The sequence below is a fragment of the Burkholderia sp. RF4-BP95 genome (assembly GCF_001521985.1).
Lineage (GTDB): Bacteria > Pseudomonadota > Gammaproteobacteria > Burkholderiales > Burkholderiaceae > Burkholderia > Burkholderia diffusa.
The window spans coordinates 152,753-173,662 of record NZ_LOSX01000066.1 but is presented as its reverse complement, the minus strand read 5'-3'; the positions used below and the strand labels follow the sequence as shown (position 1 = coordinate 173,662).

The window sequence follows — 20,910 nt, the reverse complement described above, 5'->3', positions numbered from 1 at the left end:
GATTGCAACCGCCTGTATTTAATCAGTCGTGACTGATTATAATCGGCCACCCTGAGCCGCCGCATTGTATCGGCGGCGAACGATCTGAGGTCATACATGAATAACAAACGCTCCCTGGGGCGCCGCCTCCGGCTGGCGCCGTTCGCGCTCGCGGCCATGCTGCTCGTGACCGGATGCGGAAAGGGCGAACAGGACAAGGCGCCGGAGGCCATTCAGCACGCGACGGTCGTCACGGTGCGTCCGACGGCCGTGCCGATGACCGTCGAATTGCCCGGCCGGCTCGACGCGTATCGGCAAGCGGAGGTGCGCGCGCGGGTCGCGGGCATCGTCACCGCGCGGACTTACGAAGAAGGCCAGGAAGTGAAGCAGGGCGCGGTGCTGTTCCGCATCGACCCCGCGCCGCTGAAGGCCGCGCGCGACGCCGCACAGGGCGCGCTCGCGAAGGCGCAGGCCGCCGCGCTCGCGGCGAGCGACAAGCGTCGCCGTTACGACGACCTGGTGCGCGACCGCGCGGTCAGCGAGCGCGATCACACGGAGGCCGTTGCCGACGACGCGCAGGCGAAGGCCGGCGTCGCTTCGGCGAAGGCCGAGCTCGCCCGCGCGCAACTGCAACTCGACTACGCGACCGTCACCGCGCCGATTTCGGGCCGCGCGCGGCGCGCGCTCGTCACCGAAGGCGCGCTCGTCGGCCAGGACCAGGCAACGCCGCTCACGACCGTCGAGCAGCTCGATCCGATCTACGTGAATTTCTCGCAGCCGGCGGCCGACGTCGATGCGTTGCGCCGCGCGGTGAAGAGCGGGCGCGCGACGGGCATCGCGCAGCACGACGTCACGGTGACGCTGCTGCGCGCCGACGGCACCGCGTATCCGCTGAAGGGCAAGCTGCTGTTCAGCGATCTCGCGGTCGACCCGACCACCGATACCGTCGCGATGCGCGCGCTGTTCCCGAATCCCGAACGCGAACTGCTGCCGGGCGCGTACGTGCGGATCGCGCTCGACGCGGCCGTCGATCAGCGCGCGATCCTCGTGCCGCGCGATGCGCTGCTGCGCACGGCCGACCGCACGTCGGTGCGCGTGGTCGGCGCGAACGGCAAGGTGCAGGACGTCGAGGTCGTCGCCGACCGGATGAGCGGACGCGATTGGCGCATCACGCGCGGCCTCGCGGGCGGCGAGCGCGTGATCGTCGACAACGCCGCGCAGTTCGCGCCCGATACCGCCGTCAAGCCCGTCGAGCAGGCAACGCCGACGAAGGCCGCGTCACAGGCGGCCGCCCGTCAAACCTGACCGGTTCACCGAGACCAACATGGCACGTTTCTTCATCGATCGCCCCGTCTTCGCGTGGGTGATCGCACTCTTCATCATGCTCGGCGGCGCGTTCGCGATACGCGCGCTGCCCGTCGCGCAGTATCCGGACATCGCGCCACCCGTCGTCAGCATTTATGCGACGTACCCGGGGGCGTCCGCGCAGGTCGTCGAGGAATCGGTGACCGCGCTGATCGAGCGCGAGATGAACGGTGCGCCGGGGCTGCTGTATACGTCCGCGACGAGCAGCGCCGGCGCGGCGTCGCTGTACCTGACGTTCAAGCAGGGCGTCAACGCCGATCTCGCGGCCGTCGAGGTGCAGAACCGGCTGAAGACGGTCGAGGCGCGGCTGCCCGAACCCGTGCGGCGCGACGGCATCCAGGTCGAGAAGGCCGCCGACAACATCCAGCTCGTCGTGTCGCTGACGTCGGACGACGGCCGGATGACCGACGTGCAGCTCGGCGAATACGCGTCGGCGAACGTCGTGCAGGCGCTGCGACGCGTCGACGGCGTCGGCCGCGTGCAGTTCTGGGGCGCCGAATATGCGATGCGGATCTGGCCCGACCCGGTGAAGATGGCCGGGCACGGCCTCACCGCGTCGGATATCTCGTCGGCCGTGCGCGCGCACAACGCGCGCGTGACGATCGGCGACATCGGCCGCAGCGCGGTGCCGAACAGCGCGCCGATCGCCGCGACGGTGTTCGCCGACGCGCCGCTGAAGACGCCGGCCGACTTCGGCGCGATCGCGCTGCGCACGCTGCCGGACGGCGCCGCGCTCTACCTGCGCGACGTCGCACGCATCGAATTCGGCGGCAACGACTACAACTATCCGTCGTACGTGAACGGCAAGGTCGCGACCGGGATGGGCATCAAGCTCGCGCCGGGCTCGAACGCGGTGGCCACCGAGAAGCGCGTGCGCGCGACGATGGACGCGCTGTCCGCGTACTTCCCGCCGGGCGTGAAATACCAGATTCCGTACGAGACGTCGTCGTTCGTGCGCGTGTCGATGAACAAGGTCGTCACGACGCTGATCGAGGCCGGCGTGCTGGTGTTCCTCGTGATGTTCCTGTTCATGCAGAACCTGCGCGCGACGCTGATCCCGACGCTCGTCGTGCCGGTCGCGCTCGCGGGCACGTTCGGCGCGATGTATGCGGCCGGTTTCTCGATCAACGTGCTGACGATGTTCGGGATGGTGCTCGCGATCGGCATTCTCGTCGACGATGCGATCGTCGTCGTCGAGAACGTCGAGCGGCTGATGGTCGAGGAGGGGCTCGGGCCATACGAAGCGACCGTCAAGGCGATGACGCAGATCAGCGGCGCGATCGTCGGCATCACGGTCGTGCTGACGTCGGTGTTCGTGCCGATGGCGTTCTTCGGCGGCGCGGTGGGCAACATCTACCGGCAGTTCGCGCTCGCGCTCGCAGTATCGATCGGCTTCTCGGCGTTTCTCGCGCTGTCGCTGACGCCCGCGTTGTGCGCGACGCTGCTCAAGCCGGTGTCCGGCGACCATCACGAGAAGCGCGGCTTCTTCGGCTGGTTCAACCGCTTGGTCGCACGTGCGACGCAGCGTTATGCGGCACGCGTCGGCACGATGCTGAAGAAGCCGGTGCGCTGGCTCGTCGTGTACGGCGCGCTGACGGCGGCGGCCGCGCTGATGCTCACGCAATTGCCGACCGCGTTCCTGCCCGACGAGGACCAGGGCAATTTCATGGTGATGGTGATCCGGCCGCAGGGCACGCCGCTCGCGGAAACCATGCAGAGCGTGCGCGAGGTCGAGTCGTATGTTCGCCACAACGAGCCGGCCGCGTACACGTTCGCGCTCGGCGGCTTCAACCTGTACGGCGAAGGGCCGAACGGCGGGATGATCTTCGTCACGCTGAAGAACTGGAAGGAACGCAAGGCCGGGCGCGATCACGTGCAGGCGATCGTCGCGCGCATCAACGAGCGCTTCGCGGGTGCGGCGAACACCACGGTGTTCGCGATGAACTCGCCGGCGCTGCCCGATCTCGGTTCGACGAGCGGCTTCGACTTCCGGCTGCAGAATCGCAGCGGGCTCGACTACGCGACGTTCAGTGCCGCGCGCGAGCAACTGCTCGCGGCGGGCGGCAAGGATCCGGCGCTCGCCGACCTGATGTTCGCCGGCACGCAGGACGCGCCGCAGATCAAACTCGACATCGATCGCGCGAAGGCGTCGGCGCTCGGCGTGTCGATGGAAGAGATCAACACGACGCTCGCGGTGATGTTCGGCTCTGACTACATCGGCGACTTCATGCACGGCACGCAGGTGCGCCGCGTGATCGTGCAGGCCGACGGGCTGCACCGGCTCGATCCGGACGACGTGAAGAAGCTGCGCGTGCGCAACGCGCGCGGCGAGATGGTGCCGCTCGCGGCGTTCGCGACGCTGCACTGGACGCTCGGGCCGCCGCAGCTCACGCGCTACAACGGCTATCCGTCGTTCACGATCAACGGTTCGGCCGCGCCGGGGCACAGCAGCGGCGAGGCGATGGCCGCGATCGAACGGCTCGCCGCGAAGCTGCCGGCCGGCATCGGCCACGCGTGGTCGGGGCAGTCGTTCGAGGAGCGGCTGTCGGGCACGCAGGCGCCGATGCTGTTCGCGCTGTCGGTGCTCGTCGTGTTTCTCGCGCTCGCGGCGCTGTACGAAAGCTGGTCGATCCCGTTCGCGGTGATGCTGGTCGTGCCGCTCGGCGTGATCGGCGCGGTGCTCGGCGTCACGCTGCGCGCGATGCCGAACGACATCTATTTCAAGGTGGGACTGATCGCGACGATCGGGTTGTCCGCGAAGAACGCGATCCTGATCGTCGAAGTCGCGAAGGATCTGGTCGCGCAGCGCATGTCGCTCGTCGACGCCGCGCTCGAGGCCGCGCGCCTGCGGCTGCGGCCGATCGTGATGACGTCGCTCGCGTTCGGCGTCGGCGTGCTGCCGCTCGCGTTCGCATCGGGCGCCGCGTCCGGCGCGCAGATGGCGATCGGCACCGGCGTGCTCGGCGGCGTGATCACGGCGACGGTGCTCGCGGTGTTTCTCGTCCCGCTGTTTTTCGTGAGCGTCGGCCGCCTGTTCGACGTCGGCCCGCGCCGGCGCGGCGGATCGCAACCGGCGACGATGGAGGGTTCGCGATGACGTTTTACCTGAAGGCGTGCGCGACGCCGCGGGCTCGGGTCGCGCTGGCCGCGGCACTCGCGTTCGCGCTCGCCGGCTGCTCGCTCGCGCCGCGCTACGAGCGGCCGGCGGCGCCGGTGCCGGCCAGCTATACGCCGGTCGATGGCGACACGCCGCAGGCGGTCGAGGCGGCTGCGTCCGCCGATGCCGCGCTGCTCGACGACTGGCGCGCATATTTCACCGATCCTGCGCTGCAGGCGTGGATCGACGCGGCGCTCGCGAACAACCGCGACCTGCGGATCGCGGCCGGCCGGCTCGACGAAGCGCGCGCGCTGTACGGCGTGCAGCGCGCGGACCTGATGCCGTCGGTCGACGCGAACCTCGGCTACGAACGCACGCGCCAGTACGACCCGGTCGTGCGCGAGAGCGCGGTGAGCGGGCTGTATCGTGCGGGCGTGGGCGTCAGCGCGTACGAGCTCGACCTGTTCGGCCGCGTGCGCAACCTGTCCGACGCGGCGCTCGCCGAGTATTTCGCGACGGCCGACGCGCAGCGCACGGTGCATATCGGCGTGATTGCCGAAGTCGCCGGCGCGTATGTTTCCGAACGGTCGTTGCGCGAGCAACTGGCGTTGGCGCAGCGCACGCTCGACGCGCGCGAGCGCATCTCCGCGCTCACGCAGCGCCGCTACGCGGCCGGCACGAGCGACGCGATCGAGTTGCGCTCGGCCGAGATGCTGGTCGCGTCCGCGCGTGCGTCGCAGGCCGCGCTGCAGCGCGAACACGCGCAGTCGGTGCGCGCGCTGCAATTGCTCGCCGGCGATTTTGCACGCACCGTGCCGGCCGACGGCACCGCGTTCGACTCGCTCGCGATCGCGCCGGTCGCGCCCGGCGCGCCGAGCGCGCTGCTCGAACGGCGGCCGGACATCCGGCAGGCCGAGTCGCGGCTCAAGGCCGCGAACGCGCAGATCGGCGCCGCGCGCGCGGCGTTCTTCCCGCGCATCGCGCTGACGACCGATTACGGTTCGGTCAGCGATGCGTTCTCGAGCCTGTTCGCGGGCGGCACGAGCGTGTGGACGTTCGCGCCGCGCATCACGCTGCCGATCTTCGCGGGCGGCCGCAATCGCGCGAATCTCGACGTCGCGAACGCACGCAAGCACATCGCGGTCGCCGAATACGAGAAGACCGTGCAGACCGCATTCCGCGAAGTGGCCGACGCGTTCACCGCACGCGACTGGATCGATCGCCAACTCGCCGCTCAGCAGGACGTCTATGCGGCCGACGGCGCGCGGCTGAAGCTCGCCGAGCGCCGCTATGCGGGCGGCGTCGCGACGTATCTCGAACTGCTCGACGCGCAGCGCAGCACGTACGAGTCGGGGCAGGAGCTGATCCGGCTCAAGGAGCGCAGGCTCGCGAATGCGATCGCGTTGTATCGCGCATTGGGCGGCGGGTGGGCGCCGGCATCTGCCGGGGCGGCTGCCGTGTGATGCTCCGGCCGGACCGGGCGGCGATGGCGCATCGCGAGATGCCGTCGCCCCCGGTTGGCATTGCCTTTGTCGGGGTACCGGCAGAGATCGCCGACGCGTGACATCCGCGCTTCGTCTTCCACGTTTTTCTCCTGGCTGTCGAGCCGAAGGCCCGCCTTCGACTCGACACGCATCCCGGCCCGAGCATGCCGGACTTCCTTCTTTCCGATCCCGACCAATCCGCTGAAACGTCGTCTGCGCATCGTCGCGCACGTGCGCCGAATGTCGTGGCGGCGCACGGCACGACACGTGGCTTTTAATCCGGGATTGACGATTCGATTAATTCACGTATTGCGAATAATGCAGGGCGACAAAGTGTCGCGGTAAAACGTTTGTGCGAATTGCGCAATCGTTTGCGCGAAAACTGCAGCTGACGAAAATCGCTCGTTAATTTCCTGTCAGTTGAAAATCGGCGATTACTATCGTTGCGGTCGAACAACGATGGCGGGATTGGACAGAATTTTGTCTTTCACGGCTGGTGATATTGGAAATCCTTGCCCGGCAAGGCGAAGTGGGGCGTCCGCATTCGAGAAAAAGAAATGTCTTTATTTTTCAGTCGGTTCCAGTGAATTAAAAAGGACTTCGGACGAAAATATCGGAATTGTGAATTTCAGGGAAAGAGTGCGTTTGAAGATGGGTGAATTGAAGATTGTCATGGGCGATTTGACAATCATTTACAGAATTCTTTCATTCCTATCTCGATAATGCCGCCTCGTGACGGACGGGAGCCAACCACACGCTGCCTTTTGTATCCGCCACGTCGTCCATTCCCTTTGCAATTCACACGGAAAACGTCATGAAAAAATCCCTCCTGACCGCTGTCGCACTCGCAGCCCTGTCCACCTCGGCCTTCGCAGAGGGCACCGGCACGATCAACTTCACGGGCGAGATCGTCGCGGGCGCATGCGGCATCGATTCGGGTTCGGTCAACCAGACCGTGAACCTCGGCAAGGTGCCGACCCACACGTTCAAGCAGGCCGGCGACAAGTCCACGCCGACCAACTTCGACATCAAGCTGACCGACTGCGACACGAGCATCGCGCAGAACGCGTACTTCACGTTCACGGGCACGTCGAGCGCGGGCCAGCCGAAGCTGCTCGCCACGATCGGCTCGGCGACCAACGTCGGCATCCGCCTGCAGTCTGCGTCGGGTGAATACCTCGACAACGGCGCGGAGCAAAAGGCGCCGACCGTACTGCAGAACGGCACGAACGTCGCACGCTTCGCGGCGATGTACGAAGCGACGGCAGCCGGCGTGACGCCGGGTACCGCCGACGGCGTCGCGAACTTCACGGTTCGCTACCAGTAAGCGTCCGTGCCGGAGAAGGGGTGCGCGCACCCTTTCTCCGTCCTCGTTTCCTTCCCGCTTCCTTTTCCTCGGACTTCCGGTAGCGCCGCGTGCGAATCAGACATTCCTTCCTTTGCGTCTCCGTGCTGGTGGTCGGCAGCCAGAGCCATGCGACGGAATTCAATTCGTCGTTCCTCGACATCGACGGCACGAACAACGTCGACCTGTCGCAGTTCTCCCAGGCCGACTTCACGCTGCCGGGCGAATACATGCTCGACGTGCAGGTCAACGACCTGTTCTACGGGTTGCAGGCGATCCAGTTCATCGCGCTCGATGCGTCCGGCGCCGGCAAGCCGTGCCTGCCGCCGGAACTCGTCGCGCAGTTCGGACTGAAGCCGTCGCTCGCGAAGGACCTGCCGCGCTTCCAGGGCGGCCGTTGCGTCGATCTCGGCGCGATCGAGGGGGCAACCGTGCGCTACCTGAAGAGCGACGGACGCCTCAAGATCACGATTCCGCAGGCCGCGCTCGAGTTCACCGACTCGACCTATCTGCCGCCGGAGCGCTGGTCCGAGGGGATTCCGGGCGCGATGCTCGACTATCGCGTGATCGCGAACACGAACCGCAGCTTCGGTGCCGGCGGCGCGCAGACGAATTCGATCCAGGCCTACGGCACGATCGGCGCGAACTGGGATGCGTGGCGTTTTCGCGGCGACTACCAGGCGCAGTCGAACGTGGGCAACACGGCGTACGCGGACCGCACGTTCCGCTTCAGCCGGCTTTACGCATTTCGCGCGCTGCCGTCGATCCAGTCGACGGTGACGTTCGGCGACGACTACCTGAGCTCGGACATTTTCGACACGTTCGCGCTGACCGGCGCGTCGATCCGCAGCGACGACCGCATGCTGCCGCCTTCGCTGCGCGGCTATGCGCCGCTGATCTCGGGTGTCGCGCGCACCAATGCGACCGTGACCGTGTCGCAGGCGGGGCGCGTGCTGTACGTGACGCGCGTGTCGCCGGGCGCGTTCGCGCTGCAGAACATCAACACGAGCGTGCAGGGCACGCTTGACGTCGCGGTCGAGGAAGAGGACGGCAGCGTGCAGCGCTTCCAGGTGACGACGGCCGCCGTGCCGTTCCTCGCGCGCACCGGACAACTGCGCTACAAGGCCGCCGTCGGCAAGCCGCGGCAGTTCGGCGGCGCAGGCATCACGCCGTTTTTCGGCTTCGGCGAAATCGCGTACGGCCTGCCGCTCGACGTCACGGTGTACGGCGGCTTCATCGCGGCATCGGGCTATACGTCGATCGCGCTCGGCGTCGGCCGCGATTTCGGCACGTTCGGGGCGGTGTCGGCCGACGTCACGCATGCGCGCGCGCGGCTGTGGTGGAATGGCGCGACGCGCAACGGCAACTCGTACCGCATCAACTATTCGAAGCACTTCGACGGGCTCGACGCGGACGTGCGCTTCTTCGGCTATCGCTTTTCCGAACGCGAGTACACCAACTTCGCGCAGTTCTCCGGCGACCCGACCGCGTACGGCCTCGCGAACAGCAAGCAGCGCTACTCGGCGACGATGTCGAAGCGCTTCGGCGACACGTCGACCTATTTCTCGTACGACCAGACGACCTACTGGGCGCGCTCGTCCGAGCAGCGCGTGGGCCTCACGCTGACGCGCGCGTTCTCGATCGGCGCGCTGCGCAACCTGAACGTCAGCGTGTCGGCGTTCCGCACGCAGAGCGCGGGCGCGAGCGGCAATCAGTTTTCGGTGACCGCGACGCTGCCGATCGGCGGCCGCCACACCGTCACGTCGAACCTGACGACGGGCAGCGGCAGCACGAGCGTGAACGCGGGTTACATCTACGACGATCCGGACGGTCGCACCTATCAGGTCAACGCAGGCGCGACCGACGGCCGCGCGGCGGCGAACGCGAGCTTCCGCCAGCGCACGTCGACGTATCAGCTGACCGCGCAGGCGTCGACGCTCGCCAACGCGTATGCGGCCGCGTCGCTCGAAGTCGACGGTTCGTTCGTCGCGACCCAATATGGCGTGTCCGCGCACGCGAACGGCAACGCCGGCGATACGCGCCTTCTGGTCTCGACCGACGGCGTGCCCGACGTGCCGCTGTCCGGCACGCTCACGCATACCGACTCGCGCGGCTATGCGGTGCTCGACGGGATCTCGCCGTACAACGTGTACGACGCGACCGTCAACGTCGAGAAGCTTCCGCTCGAAGTGCAGGTGTCGAACCCGATCCAGCGCATGGTGCTGACCGACGGCGCGATCGGCTTCGCGAAGTTCAACGTCGCGCGCGGCAGCAACCTGTACCTGACGCTGACCGACGCGGCCGGCATGCCGCTGCCGTTCGGCGCGTCGGTGCAGGACGCGGCGAACGGCAAGGAGCTCGGCATCGTCGGCGAGGGCGGTGCGGCGTTCCTGACGCAGGTTCAGCCGAAATCCGCGCTCGCGGTGCGCGCGGGCGAGCGCACGCTGTGCACGGTGGACGCACTGCCCAATCAGCTTCAACTCGAAGGCACGCCGATTCCGGTGACGTGCCAGACGCCCGGCGAGTCGCATGCAGCGGCCGCACGGGCCGAACGATGATTTCACGGATCCAGCGATGAACCCAGCTTTCTCTCTTTCCTTCCTGCGACGCGCGTCGTGCATGCTGGCCGCGGCCGGCGCGCTGGCGGCCGGTGTCGTGCACGCGGCGATCGTGCCGGACCGCACACGCGTGATCTTCAACGAAGGCGAACAGGCCGCGATCGTCACCATCACGAACAAGAGCACGACGTATCCGTATCTCGTGCAGTCGTGGCTGGAGGACGCGAAGGGCAACAAGATCACGTCGCCGCTGATGGTCGTGCCGCCGCTGCAGCGCGTCGAGGCGAACGAGCGCAACGTGCTGCGGATCGCCAGGCTGCCGGGCGCCGCGCTGCCGGCCGATCGCGAATCGGTCTTCTACCTGAACATCCGCGAAGTGCCGCCGAAGTCCGATACGCCGAACACGCTGCAGATCGCGCTGCATACGCAGATGAAGCTGTTCTACCGGCCGAAGGCCGTGCAGCCGGCGCGCGACGAGGACTGGACACTGCCGATGACGCTGCGCGTCGACGCGGGGGCGCACAGGCTCGTGTTCGACAACCCGACGCCGTACCACGTGACGGTGATCGAGGTGACGGCGGGCGCGCAGAAGACGCCGGTGCCGATCGAGCCGGTGATGGTGAGCCCGATGAGCACGGCCGACGTGCCGTTCAAGGCGGCGACGCCGTCGACGCTGTTCGTCACGCACATCGACGATTACGGCGGCCAGGTGGCGGTCGAGTATGCGTGCGACGCGGGTGCGTGCAAGAGCGTGAAGAAATGAGCGGCATGCGACGAAACAGGATCGAGTCGAGAATGCGGGCGTGGCTCAGGTGGTGTGTGATCGGGCTGTTCTTTGCGTTGGCGCAGCCGGCGTGGGCTGTGCGCTGCATCGCAAACAACGGCGGTGTGTCGCTGACGGAAGCGATCGGCAATGTTGCGTCGTATCCGACCGATGCACCGGATGGGTACGTGATCTGGGTGTCGCCGCCGCGCACGACGACGGGATACTGCTACAAGGATCTCGGCGGCAGGGAGAAGACGTACGGTGAATGGATCTATTTCTATGCGAACCCTGAAAAGCAGACCCCGGCTGCGTGGGGTCTCGAAATCGGCATTCGCTATCTTGGTGAAGATTACTTCGGCCGCAGCAGTCAGCCCGGCGATGGCGTACAGACGAAAACCTATGTGGACGAATGCAAGCTGAGCGACGCGGAGGTCAAGGCAGGGCGTTGCGAAAAGTTTCCGCTGAGCATCACCTATCAGATCGTGGTGCGCAAGCGCGGCAACTGGTCGCAGCCGCCATCCGACATCTATGCGGTGTTCCAGTTCGACGGCAGGGGCGGTCTGAACTACATCAATCCGAGCTTTCGCTACAAGCTGAGCGGCCTGCAGAAACTGAAACCGACGCCTTGTCTCGTCGATGTGAAGGTCACGCCTGAACCCGGCATCGTGAAGTTCGGCCAGGTTCAGGCCACGGGCAACGGCTTCTTGCCAGCGGTGCCGCGCAAATCGTTCAGTCTCGCGCTGACCAAGCAATGCAACGTGGCGGTGCGCGTGGACGGCTACTTCGAGACATCGCAGACGGTGCAGAACGGGCTGCTCGTGCCGGACCCGAAGAGCAATTTCGGCATCGGCATCGAGGACAGAAACGGCAAGGCGATTGCGTTCAACCAACAGTTCGTGCTCGCCCAGATGCCGGGAAGTGTGAACTACCAGAGCGTGACGCTTGATGCCGTTCTGAAGGCGTTCGGACCGCCGAAGATCGGTCCGTTCAACGGCACGGCGACGATTCGGTTGTTTATCTACTGACGCGATCGGCGCGAGCGCGGCTCGACGCACGGCACCCACATCATGAAAAACGCCGGCATGCCGGCGTTTTTTTTCAGACTCGCGGCGCGCAGCTCGAAGCGTTCGGCGACACATTTCGTGGTGTGCAATGCGCTTCGGCGGCGGCCGGAGCATTCCGGTGGTGTCTTCGCCGAGATCCTGTCGTTCGGCCTGTCCAGTTCGCCAAAACACGGAATCCTCCAATTGATCAGACAAATCCTGATAACTGGAAGGGACATTCGGTAATCGGATTGAGAATGATTTGCGTTTACGTTAAATTGCGCTATCTCGAAATCTGACGGAGCAGATCGATGGCTATGGCGGAAGTGCTCGAACGACCGGCAGCGGCAACGGCGAACCCGTTCCTCGGCAGTTATCCGGACCGGCCGTCGCGCCCCGCGCCGCGTGCGCGCCGCACCGCCGAGCCGCATGCGCAGGGCGCGCTGCTCGACGTGCTGATTTCCCATCGGGCGATGCTCGTCAACGTCGCGCGTGGCTTCGTCGGTTGTGCGAGCCGCGCCGAGGACGTCGTGCACGACGTGTTCGTGAAGCTCGTCGAATTCCCGAACCAGGACGCGGTGCGCCAGCCGGTCGCGTACGTGACGCGGATGGTGCGCAACGCATCGATCGACGCGTGCCGCCGGCAAAGCCTCGAGAATGTCTATAACACGGAAGAGGACGACGGCTTCGACGTGCCGTCGCCGGAACCGACGCCCGAAGCCGCGCTGATGACGCGCGACACGCTGCGCCGCGTGTGGGCCGCGCTCGACGACCTGCCGGCGCGCAGCCGCGCGGCGTTCGAGATGGTACGGCTGCGCGAGGAGACGCTGCAGACCGCGGCGCGCGCGCTGAACGTGTCGCAAACGCTCGTGCATTTCATGGTGCGCGACGCGGAGCGGCACTGCGCGGAATGCCTCGACGCATGCCATCGCGGCGACGCGTGTCCGGCGTTCCTCGGCGGCCGCACGCGGCGTCGGTAAAAAAACGCGCCGGCCAATCGTCTTCAAGACAGGAGCGGCCGATCCGACGATTCGCCGCTTCGCCTCCCTCAACCGCCTCCCGCTTTTTTCGATCATGACGCAAGCCACGACGCCTTCCGCCGACACCGACGACCTCGTCTACACGGTCGTCATCAACGACGAAGAACAGTATTCGATCTGGCCAACGTTCCGGCCCGTGCCGGCCGGCTGGCGCGAGGTCGGCGTGCGCGGCCCGAAGGCCGACTGCCTCGCGCACATCGAGACCGTCTGGACCGACATGCGCCCCGCGAGCCTGCGCCGCGCGATGGACGGCGATCGCGCGACGCGCGCATCGTGACCCGCTGCGCCGCGTGCGCGGCGCGCCACCTGAAGAGGACGTTGCATGACCTTGCTTTCGTTGCCGACGCTCGACGACCTGCGTATCGAGCCGGGGCTGCCCACCGTCGTGTCGCCGCGCGGCGCCGACGGCATGTCGATCGACGAGATCGCGCCGCTCGCGCATGCGATCGCGGCCGACACGCTCGAACGGGCGGGCGGTGTGCTGTTCACGGGCTTTCACGTGCCGTCGATCGATGCGTTCCAGCAGTTCGCGGCGTCGTTCGGCGATCCGCTGATCGGCTACGAATACGCGTCGACGCCGCGCAGCCAGGTCGAAGGCGCCGTCTACACGTCGACCGAATACCCGCCGCATCGCGCGATTCCGCTGCACAACGAGCAGTCGTACACGCGCGAGTGGCCGCTGCGGATCTGGTTCCATTGCGCGCTCGCGGCGCCGACGGGCGGTGCGACGCCGATCGCGGACAGCCGCGCCGTCTATCGCGCGCTCGATCCGGCGCTGGTCGCGCGCTTCGAGCAGCGCGAGCTGCTGTACGTGCGCAATTTCGGCCAGGGGCTCGACCTGCCGTGGCAGCAGTCGTTCGGCACGGACGAGCCGGCCGAGGTCGAGCGGATGTGCGCGGCGCGCGGAATCGAATGCGCATGGCGCACCGATGACGACGGCGAACTGCTGTTGCGCACGCGCGAACGCTGCCAGGCCGTCGCGCGCCATCCGCGCACCGGCGATCGCGTGTGGTTCAACCAGGCGAACCTGTTTCACCTGTCCGCGCTCGACGACGACATGCAGGAAGCGCTCGTCGATGCGGTCGGGCTCGAGAACGTGCCGCGCAACGTGTATTACGGCGACGGCGCGCCGCTCGAGGCCGACGCGCTCGCGGAAATCCGCGACGTGCTCGATCGCCAGCGCATCGTGTTCCCGTGGCGGACGGGCGACGTGCTGATGCTCGACAACATGCTGACCGCGCACGCACGCGACCCGTTCGACGGGCCGCGCAAGGTGGTCGTCGCGATGGCGCAAAGTTACACGGTCCCGCGCGCGGCCGAACGGAGGACCGATGACGCGTAGTCCCGCCGCGCTCGCCGCGCGCGGATTGACGGTGGGTTATCGCGACCATGTCGTGATCGACGGGCTGGACCTGTCGATCGCGGCCGGCCGCGTGACGGCGCTGTGCGGTCCGAACGGCTGCGGCAAGAGCACGCTGCTGCGCACCCTCGCGGGCCTGCAGCCCGCGCGTGCGGGCCACATCGACGTGAACGGCAGGCCGCTCGCGTCGTTTCGCCGTCGCGCGCTCGCGCGCGAGCTGACGATGCTCGCGCAGTTCAACCAGATTCCGTCGGGGCTGACCGTGCGCGAGCTGGTCGCGTACGGCCGCTACGCGTATGGCGGTTTCCTGCGCGGGCTGTCGCGCGCCGATCATGCGGCGATCGACGAGGCGCTCGTCACGAGCGGCCTCGCCCGCGACGCCGAGCGTGACGTCGGCGCGCTGTCGGGCGGCGAGCGGCAACGCGCGTGGATCGCGATGGCGCTCGCGCAGCAGGCGCCGATCGTGCTGCTCGACGAGCCGACGACCTATCTCGACATCCATCACCAGCTCGACATCCTCGACGCGCTGCGCGCGCTGAACCACGCGCGCGGGCTGACGATCGTGTGGGTCCTGCACGACCTCAACCAGGCGGCCGCGTACAGCGACGACATCGTGCTGATGCGTGCCGGCCGCCTCGTCGCGCAGGGCTCGCCCGACGCGATGCTGGAACCGGCGCGGCTGCGCGCGGCGTTCGGCGTCGACATGCTGAAGCTCGCGCATCCGCAGACGGGCGCGCCGATGTGCGTGCCGGCCTACGGGCCGCCGGCATCCGGCACGGCGGGCGCGTTCGATCGTGCCGTTCAACGGGATATCGCCGTATGACGACGTTCGCGATGCGCAAGCGGCTCGCCGCGAGCGGGCGGCGAGCGGCATCCGGCCGCCGTGCCGGCGCGCTCGCGTTCGGCCTCGTCGCGTTGATCGCGGTGCTGGCCGTGCTGCGCGTTGCACCGGACCTGCGCGTGTGGTGGAACGCGGTGCCGGGCAGCGACGCGGCCGCGCTCGCGGACGTGTTCCTGTTCGACCTCAACCTGCCGCGTGTCGCGGCCGCGCTCGTCGCGGGCGGCTGCCTCGGCATCGCGGGCGCGCTGTTCCAGTCGCTCACGCGCAACCCGCTCGCGTCGCCCGACCTGCTCGGCGTGACGGGCGGCGCCCAGCTCGGCCTGCTCGCCGCGATGCTGGTGCCGGCGCTCGCCGGTGTCGCGTCGGTGCCGCTGCTGTTCGTGTGCGGGCTGATCGCCGCCGCGTGCGCGATCGTCGCGGCGGGCGGCTGGCGCGCGACGCCGCTGCGGCTCGTGCTCGCGGGCAGCGTCTGCATGCTGCTGTTCGCGGCGCTGTCGACGCTCGTGCTCGCGTTTTTCGAGCAGAACATCGCGGGCGCGGCGCTGTGGACCAACGGCAGTCTCTATCAACCCGGCGCAACCGGGCTCGCGCTCGCCATGCGCTGGCTCGTCGCGCCGCTGCTGGCGCTGCCGTTCGTGATCCGGCCGCTGAATCCGCTCGCGCTCGGCGACGAGGCGGCGGCCGCGGCCGGCGTGCGCGTCGACGCGGCGCGGCTCGCCGCGACGATCGTCGCGGTCGCGTTCACGAGCGTGGCGGTCAGCATCGCCGGCCCGCTGTCGTACGTCGGGCTCGTCGCGCCGAATCTGCTGCGCCAGGTGCGCGGCGCACGCGCGGCCCGGCTCGGCGTGCTGGTGCCGCTGTCGGCGCTCGCGGGCGGCGCGCTCGTGCTCGTCACCGACAGCGCGGTGCTCGCGTCGGGCCTCGACGCGACGCTGTCGACCGGCGTCGCGATCGCGTTCGTCGGCACGCCGCTGATGCTCGCGATGATCCGGCGCGGCGCCGCATGGTCGGGCGTGCTGCACGCACAGGCCGAACGCGCGGCCGGCAGCGGGTCGACGCGGATGGTCGCCTGGCTCGAGCGGCTCGGCTGGCCGCTGCGCACCGCGCTGTTCGTCGCGGCCGGCGGGCTCGTCGTGTGCGTCGGCGTGTCGGCCGGTCCCGAATGGCTGTCGCCGGCACGCTGGTCCGCCGCGCTGGCGGGTCACGATGCCGTCGCGCGGATGCTGATCGACCTGCGCCTGCCGCGGCTGCTGTGCGCACTTCTCGCGGGTGCGTTGCTGGCCGCGAGCGGGGTCGCGATGCAGAGCGTCGTGCGCAACCCGCTCGCGGGGCCCGAAGTGCTCGGCGTCACGCAGGGCGCGGGGCTCGTCACGCTGTTCGCGTTGTCGACGTGGCCGCTGATGGGGCACGTGACGCTCGCCGTGGCCGCGTTGACCGGCGGTGCGCTGTCGCTCGCGATCACGCTCGTGCTGAATCACCGGCATCGTTACGCACCGCTCGCGGTCGCGCTGACCGGCATCGTGATCGGCGCGTTGTGGACCACGCTCGCGCAATGGCTGATCACGCAGGAAAGCGTGCAGCCCGCGCGCTTCGTCGTGTGGCTCGTCGGCGGCACCTATGGCCGCGGGTGGGGCGAGGTGTCGATGCTGCTGCCGTGGTGCGTGCTCGCCGTCCCCGTATTCGCATGGCTCGCGCGGCCGCTCGACATGCTCGCGCTCGGCGACGACCAGGCGGCCGCGCTCGGCCTGCCGGTCGCCGCGCTGCGGCCGCTCGCGCTGACGATCGCGACGCTCGCCGCGTGCGCAGCCGTCGCGGCGGTCGGGCCGGTCGGCTTCATCGGGCTGATGGCGCCGCACGTCGCGACGATGCTCGGCGCGCGCCGGCACCGCACGCGGCTGTGGCTTGCGGCCGCATGCGGCGCGCTGATCCTCGGGTGTGCCGACCTGGCCGCCCGCACGGTCGTCGCGCCGCGCGAAGTGCCCGCCGGCGTGCTGACCGCGCTGATCGGCGCGCCGTATCTGCTCGGGCTGCTGATCCTCGAGGGGCGCCGCGCCCGGCGCGCGGGGCGATGACGCCGGCGCTCGACGGTGCACGCGCCACGCGCTTTTCCGCGTTCGCGCCCGAACCGTTCGCCGAGCATCTCGACGCGGTGTGGCTCGGGATGCCCGACGACGCGCATGCGCCGGGCCGGATCGTCGTGCCCGTCGGCGCGCTGCGCGATCATCGCGATGCGCTGCTCGACGCGATGGTCCGTCTCTACGGCGGCGATCCGGCGCAGCACGCGCGCGCGCTGATGTCGCAATGGAGCAAGTACTACTTCGGCCGCGCGGCGCCTGCCGGCGTGGTCGCCGCGCTGACGCTGGGCCGGCCGCTCGACATGACGCCGGAGCGCACGTTCGTCGCGCTCGACGACGGGATGCCGGCCGCGCTGTATTTCGCGCCGGACGCGCTCGGCGCGCCGTGCGTCGCGCCCGCGCCGCGCTACGCGGGGCTCGTCGCGCATCTCGGCGCGGTGATCGACCTGCTCGCGGCGATGGGCCGCGTCACGCCGCGCGTGCTGTGGAGCAACGCGGGCAACCTGCTCGACTATCTGTTCGACACGTACCGTTCGCTGCCATGCGCGGCCGATCCCGCTCGCGATGCCGACTGGCTGTTCGGCGCGTCCTGCGTCGGTGGCGAGCCGAATCCGCTGCGCCTGCCGGTGCGCGACGCCGTGCCGCGCTCGCCGCTGCTGCCGACGCCGTTTCGCGCGCGCCGCGTGTGCTGCCTGCGCTATGAAATTCCTGGAGAAACGCAACTGTGTGGAAGCTGCCCGCTGCTATTGACGATGGACGACGCGGCGCTGGCCGAGCAGGACGCGATCCGGTGACGCCGGCGCCGCATGCCGGCCGTCGCCATGCGCTCGGCGCACTGGCCGCGCTCGGCGCCGCATGCTGCGGCGCGCTGGCCGCGCCGGCCGCCGCCGCGGTCGCGAACGACGCGCGCGGCGGGAAGGGCGGCATGCCTTCGCAATCGGGCCGCTCGCTCGCCGGCAACCCCGTCGTATCGCAGGCGAGCGCGACGATGCCCGTGCGGCCGCAACGCGTGGTCGCGCTCGACTTCATGTTCGCCGAAAGCGTGATCGCGCTCGACATCGTGCCGGTCGGCATGGCCGATACCGCGTTCTATCCGGGTTGGCTCGGCTACGAGAGCGACCGGCTCGCGCACGTAACCGACGTCGGCTCGCGTCAGGAGCCGGGGCTCGAGGCGATCGCCGCGGTGAAGCCCGACCTCATCATCGGCGTCGGCTTCCGGCATGCGCCGATCTTCGCCGCGCTCGACCGGATCGCGCCGACGATCCTGTTCCAGTTCAGCCCGAACGTGTCGGAAGACGGCGTGCCCGTCACGCAGCTCGACTGGATGCGCCAGATCTTCCGGACGATCGGCACCGTGACCGGGCGTGATGCGCGCGCGAAGGCGGTCGAAGCACAACTCGACGCGGGGATCGCGCGCAACGCATCGCGGCTCAGGGCGGCGGGACGCGGCGGCGAACGCATCGCACTGCTGCAGGATCTCGGGTTGCCCGATCGCTACTGGGCGTATACCGGCAACAGCACGTCGGCGGGCCTCGCGCGCGCGCTCGGGCTCGACCCGTGGCCGAAGAAGCCGACGCGGGAAGGCACGCTTTACGTGACGTCCGCCGATCTGCTTCGGCAACGCGATCTCGCCGTGCTGTTCGTCACCGCGACGGGGATGGACGTGCCGCTGTCGTCGAAACTCGATTCGCCGGTGTGGCGTTTCGTGCCTGCGCTGCGTGAACGCAGGATCGCGCTCGTCGAACGGAACATCTGGGGGTTCGGCGGCCCGATGTCGGCGCTGAAGCTGGCCGACGTGATGACCGATACGCTGCTGAAGCTGCCGGCCGTGCGCTGAACGCGCGGCTTGTCGTTCACAGGCAGGGCAGCGCGTGAACGAAAGTCGCGCAGGCATTTGCTTGTCGCGGCATCCCGACGGCGGCACGCATAGTCCAGTACACCGAACGATAATTCCTTTCGCCTTTTCCGATTTCTTTCGATCCGCCGAGCCGAGCACCAGCCGCCTGCGCGCGCGGCAATTGCGGCACGCAGGAAGCCGGTGCTCACGCATGCTTACGCGCTGAGCGCATCGGCGCCATCCCGTGCGCGCGACCGCGCGGGCGTCGTGTCGCTGACGATCTGTCCGTTGTCGAGCTTCAGCAGGCGGTCGGCGAGATCGAAATAGCGATCGTCGTGCGTGATCACGATCACGGCCTTGCCGCGCGCGCGCAGTTCGGGCAGCAGCTGCTCGTAGAACACCGCCTTGAACGACGGATCCTGGTCCGCCGCCCATTCGTCGAACAGGTAGAACGGCCGGTCTTCCAGATACGCGACGACGAGCGCGAGCCGCTTGCGCTGCCCGGTCGACAGCGCGCGGTTCGAGAACGCGCCGTCGACGACCTTCACCTTGTGATCGAGCGCGAGCTTCGCGACCAGCGCGTTCGCGCGCGCATCGGCCTGCGCACGCGCCGGATCGTCGGGATCGACGATGCCGAGCAGTGCATCGAACAGGTGGAAGTCGTTGAACACCGCGCTGAAGCGCTGCCGGTACGCGGCGCGCTCGCGCCAGCCGATCGTCCGGCCGTCGACCTCGATCGCGCCTTCCTCCGGCTCGTAGAGCCCCGTCAGGACCTTCGCGAGCGTCGTCTTGCCGCTGCCGTTGCCGCCGACGATGAACACGAGCTCGCCTGGCCGGATCGTCAGGTCGATCGGCCCGATCCGGAACATCCGTTCGTCGCGTTCGTGGAAATACGCGTGCGTGACGCCGCGCAGCGTGACGGCGCCGGCCGGCGGCACGTCGGGGGCGTCGCTGGCGGGCGGCACCGTGCGCAGCGCGCCGAATTCGGCCATCACGCCCTCGATGCGCCCGAGCGACACGCGCGCCGCATTGACGGTCGGCAGGTTGTTCAGCAGCCCGTCGAGCGGCACCAGCATGAACAGGAACACGACGACGTAGCCGGCCGCCGTGCCCGCATCGGCATGCACGCCGAGCTGCGGCCAGAACGCGGCCGCGCCGAGGAACACGTAGAACAGGAAGATGATCCAGCCGACGCCGACCGCATACGCGCTGAACGCGCGACGGCGATGGTCGCGCACCTCGCCGATCGCGGCGCCGAGCTGGCCGTCGACGAACTGGCGCGCGCGCGCGTCGTGCAGCTTCAGTTCCTTCGCGCCGGAGAACAGCGAGCCGAGATAGCCGAACAGGCGATCCTGCGCCTGGCCGGCCGCCTCGAGCGATGCGATCGCGCGGCGGTCGCCGGTGTGATAGCCGAGCGAGCCCGCGACGATCGCGGTCAGCGCGAGCAGGCACACGGGCCACGACAGCCACGCGAGATAGCCGAGGCAGCCGAACACGATCGAGCCGTGCATCACCAGGTTCGGCAGTGCGAAGAACAGCATCGACACGTTGGTCGCGTCGTCGGTCAGCACCGACTGCACGGGCGCCGCGCCGATCCGCTCGATGTCGCGCAGCTCGGCCGCGCCGACGCGCCGCGCGAGATGCACGCGCAGCCGCGCCATCGTGTCCTGCGACAGCCGGGCGAACAGCGTGCCCGACACGATGCGCGTGACGAGCGCGATCACCGCGCACAGCGCGAAGCGCCACGCGAGCGACGCGTCGGCCGCGCCGGGCGTCGCGAGCGCGCGGTTCAGCGTCGCGACGAGCAGCACGCTCGCGACGCCGTTGAGCACGCAGGCGACGAGCGCCAGCGCGAGCGACGCGCGGCTTTCGCGCAGCAGCGCGAGGATCAGGCGGGCCGCGGGGCGGCCGGGGGAGGCGTCGAGGGACGGCGGGGAAGCGGGCTCGTGGGCGGCGGTCATCGGCAACGTCGGTAAATGAAGGGCAGGCAAATCATGCGGAAACGGCGAGATTGATGCGAAAGCAGCGCGCCGGACGGACCCGGTCGCGGCTTTCCTCCCTGATAGACGAACGGGCCGCGCAAATATTTAGCGGTGCCTTCAAAAAATGCATCCGTTCGG

General features: G+C 68.6%; 15 protein-coding genes. 14 read left to right on the top strand and 1 reads right to left on the bottom strand.

The genetic code is table 11. The features are described from left to right. The first annotated feature begins 96 nt into the window (after positions 1 to 96). From WS46_RS21920 to WS46_RS21855, 14 genes are all read left to right on the top strand, one after another. Entirely contained in the window at positions 97 to 1,284 is a 1,188-nt protein-coding gene (locus WS46_RS21920) for a MexX/AxyX family multidrug efflux RND transporter periplasmic adaptor subunit (RefSeq protein ID WP_059691745.1), read from the top strand. A 19-nt stretch (positions 1,285 to 1,303) separates the two neighbouring features. After that, complete coding sequence (locus tag WS46_RS21915; RefSeq protein ID WP_059691744.1) at positions 1,304 to 4,441, top strand: multidrug efflux RND transporter permease subunit; 3,138 nt, start codon at positions 1,304 to 1,306, stop codon at positions 4,439 to 4,441. After that, the gene (locus WS46_RS21910; protein WP_059691743.1) at positions 4,438 to 5,904 is read left to right on the top strand and encodes an efflux transporter outer membrane subunit; all 1,467 of its coding nucleotides are present in this window, start codon (positions 4,438 to 4,440) and stop codon (positions 5,902 to 5,904) included. Before WS46_RS21915 ends, WS46_RS21910 begins: the two co-directional genes overlap by 4 nt. Positions 5,905 to 6,739: 835 nt before the next feature. Then, a complete protein-coding gene (locus WS46_RS21905) occupies positions 6,740 to 7,252 on the top strand; it encodes a fimbrial protein (RefSeq protein ID WP_059524437.1) in 513 nt (170 codons plus the stop codon). Positions 7,253 to 7,374: 122 nt separating this feature from the next. Next, on the top strand, positions 7,375 to 9,828 hold the full coding sequence (locus WS46_RS21900) for a fimbria/pilus outer membrane usher protein (protein WP_059691742.1): 2,454 nt from the start codon (positions 7,375 to 7,377) through the stop codon (positions 9,826 to 9,828). Positions 9,829 to 9,844: 16 nt separating this feature from the next. Further along, positions 9,845 to 10,591 carry a molecular chaperone gene (locus tag WS46_RS21895; protein WP_059691836.1) on the top strand — a complete coding sequence of 249 codons (747 nt, stop codon included), beginning with the start codon at positions 9,845 to 9,847 and terminating at the stop codon, positions 10,589 to 10,591. Then, on the top strand, positions 10,588 to 11,619 hold the full coding sequence (locus WS46_RS21890) for a fimbrial protein (protein ID WP_059691741.1): 1,032 nt from the start codon (positions 10,588 to 10,590) through the stop codon (positions 11,617 to 11,619). Before WS46_RS21895 ends, WS46_RS21890 begins: the two co-directional genes overlap by 4 nt. Before the next feature lie 329 nt (positions 11,620 to 11,948). Then, complete coding sequence (locus WS46_RS21885) at positions 11,949 to 12,617, top strand: RNA polymerase factor sigma-70 (RefSeq protein WP_059691740.1); 669 nt, start codon at positions 11,949 to 11,951, stop codon at positions 12,615 to 12,617. A gap of 94 nt (positions 12,618 to 12,711) precedes the next feature. Next, positions 12,712 to 12,954: an MbtH family NRPS accessory protein gene (locus WS46_RS21880; RefSeq protein WP_059510746.1), complete on the top strand. Its 243-nt coding sequence runs from the start codon at positions 12,712 to 12,714 to the stop codon at positions 12,952 to 12,954. Positions 12,955 to 12,999: 45 nt separating this feature from the next. Next, entirely contained in the window at positions 13,000 to 14,019 is a 1,020-nt protein-coding gene (locus WS46_RS21875; RefSeq protein ID WP_059691739.1) for a TauD/TfdA family dioxygenase, read from the top strand. After that, positions 14,009 to 14,860 carry an ABC transporter ATP-binding protein gene (locus tag WS46_RS21870; RefSeq protein ID WP_059524424.1) on the top strand — a complete coding sequence of 284 codons (852 nt, stop codon included), beginning with the start codon at positions 14,009 to 14,011 and terminating at the stop codon, positions 14,858 to 14,860. Before WS46_RS21875 ends, WS46_RS21870 begins: the two co-directional genes overlap by 11 nt. Next, complete coding sequence (gene fhuB, locus WS46_RS21865; protein WP_059691738.1) at positions 14,857 to 16,950, top strand: Fe(3+)-hydroxamate ABC transporter permease FhuB; 2,094 nt, start codon at positions 14,857 to 14,859, stop codon at positions 16,948 to 16,950. Before WS46_RS21870 ends, fhuB begins: the two co-directional genes overlap by 4 nt. Further along, positions 16,947 to 17,747: a siderophore-iron reductase FhuF gene (gene fhuF / locus WS46_RS21860; protein WP_059691737.1), complete on the top strand. Its 801-nt coding sequence runs from the start codon at positions 16,947 to 16,949 to the stop codon at positions 17,745 to 17,747. Before fhuB ends, fhuF begins: the two co-directional genes overlap by 4 nt. Further along, positions 17,744 to 18,790: an ABC transporter substrate-binding protein gene (locus WS46_RS21855; protein WP_059691736.1), complete on the top strand. Its 1,047-nt coding sequence runs from the start codon at positions 17,744 to 17,746 to the stop codon at positions 18,788 to 18,790. Before fhuF ends, WS46_RS21855 begins: the two co-directional genes overlap by 4 nt. A gap of 215 nt (positions 18,791 to 19,005) precedes the next feature. Here WS46_RS21855 and WS46_RS21850 read toward each other — a convergent pair whose 3' ends face one another. After that, on the bottom strand, positions 19,006 to 20,751 hold the full coding sequence (locus WS46_RS21850) for a cyclic peptide export ABC transporter (protein ID WP_059691735.1): 1,746 nt from the start codon (positions 20,749 to 20,751) through the stop codon (positions 19,006 to 19,008). Positions 20,752 to 20,910: the final 159 nt, after the last annotated feature.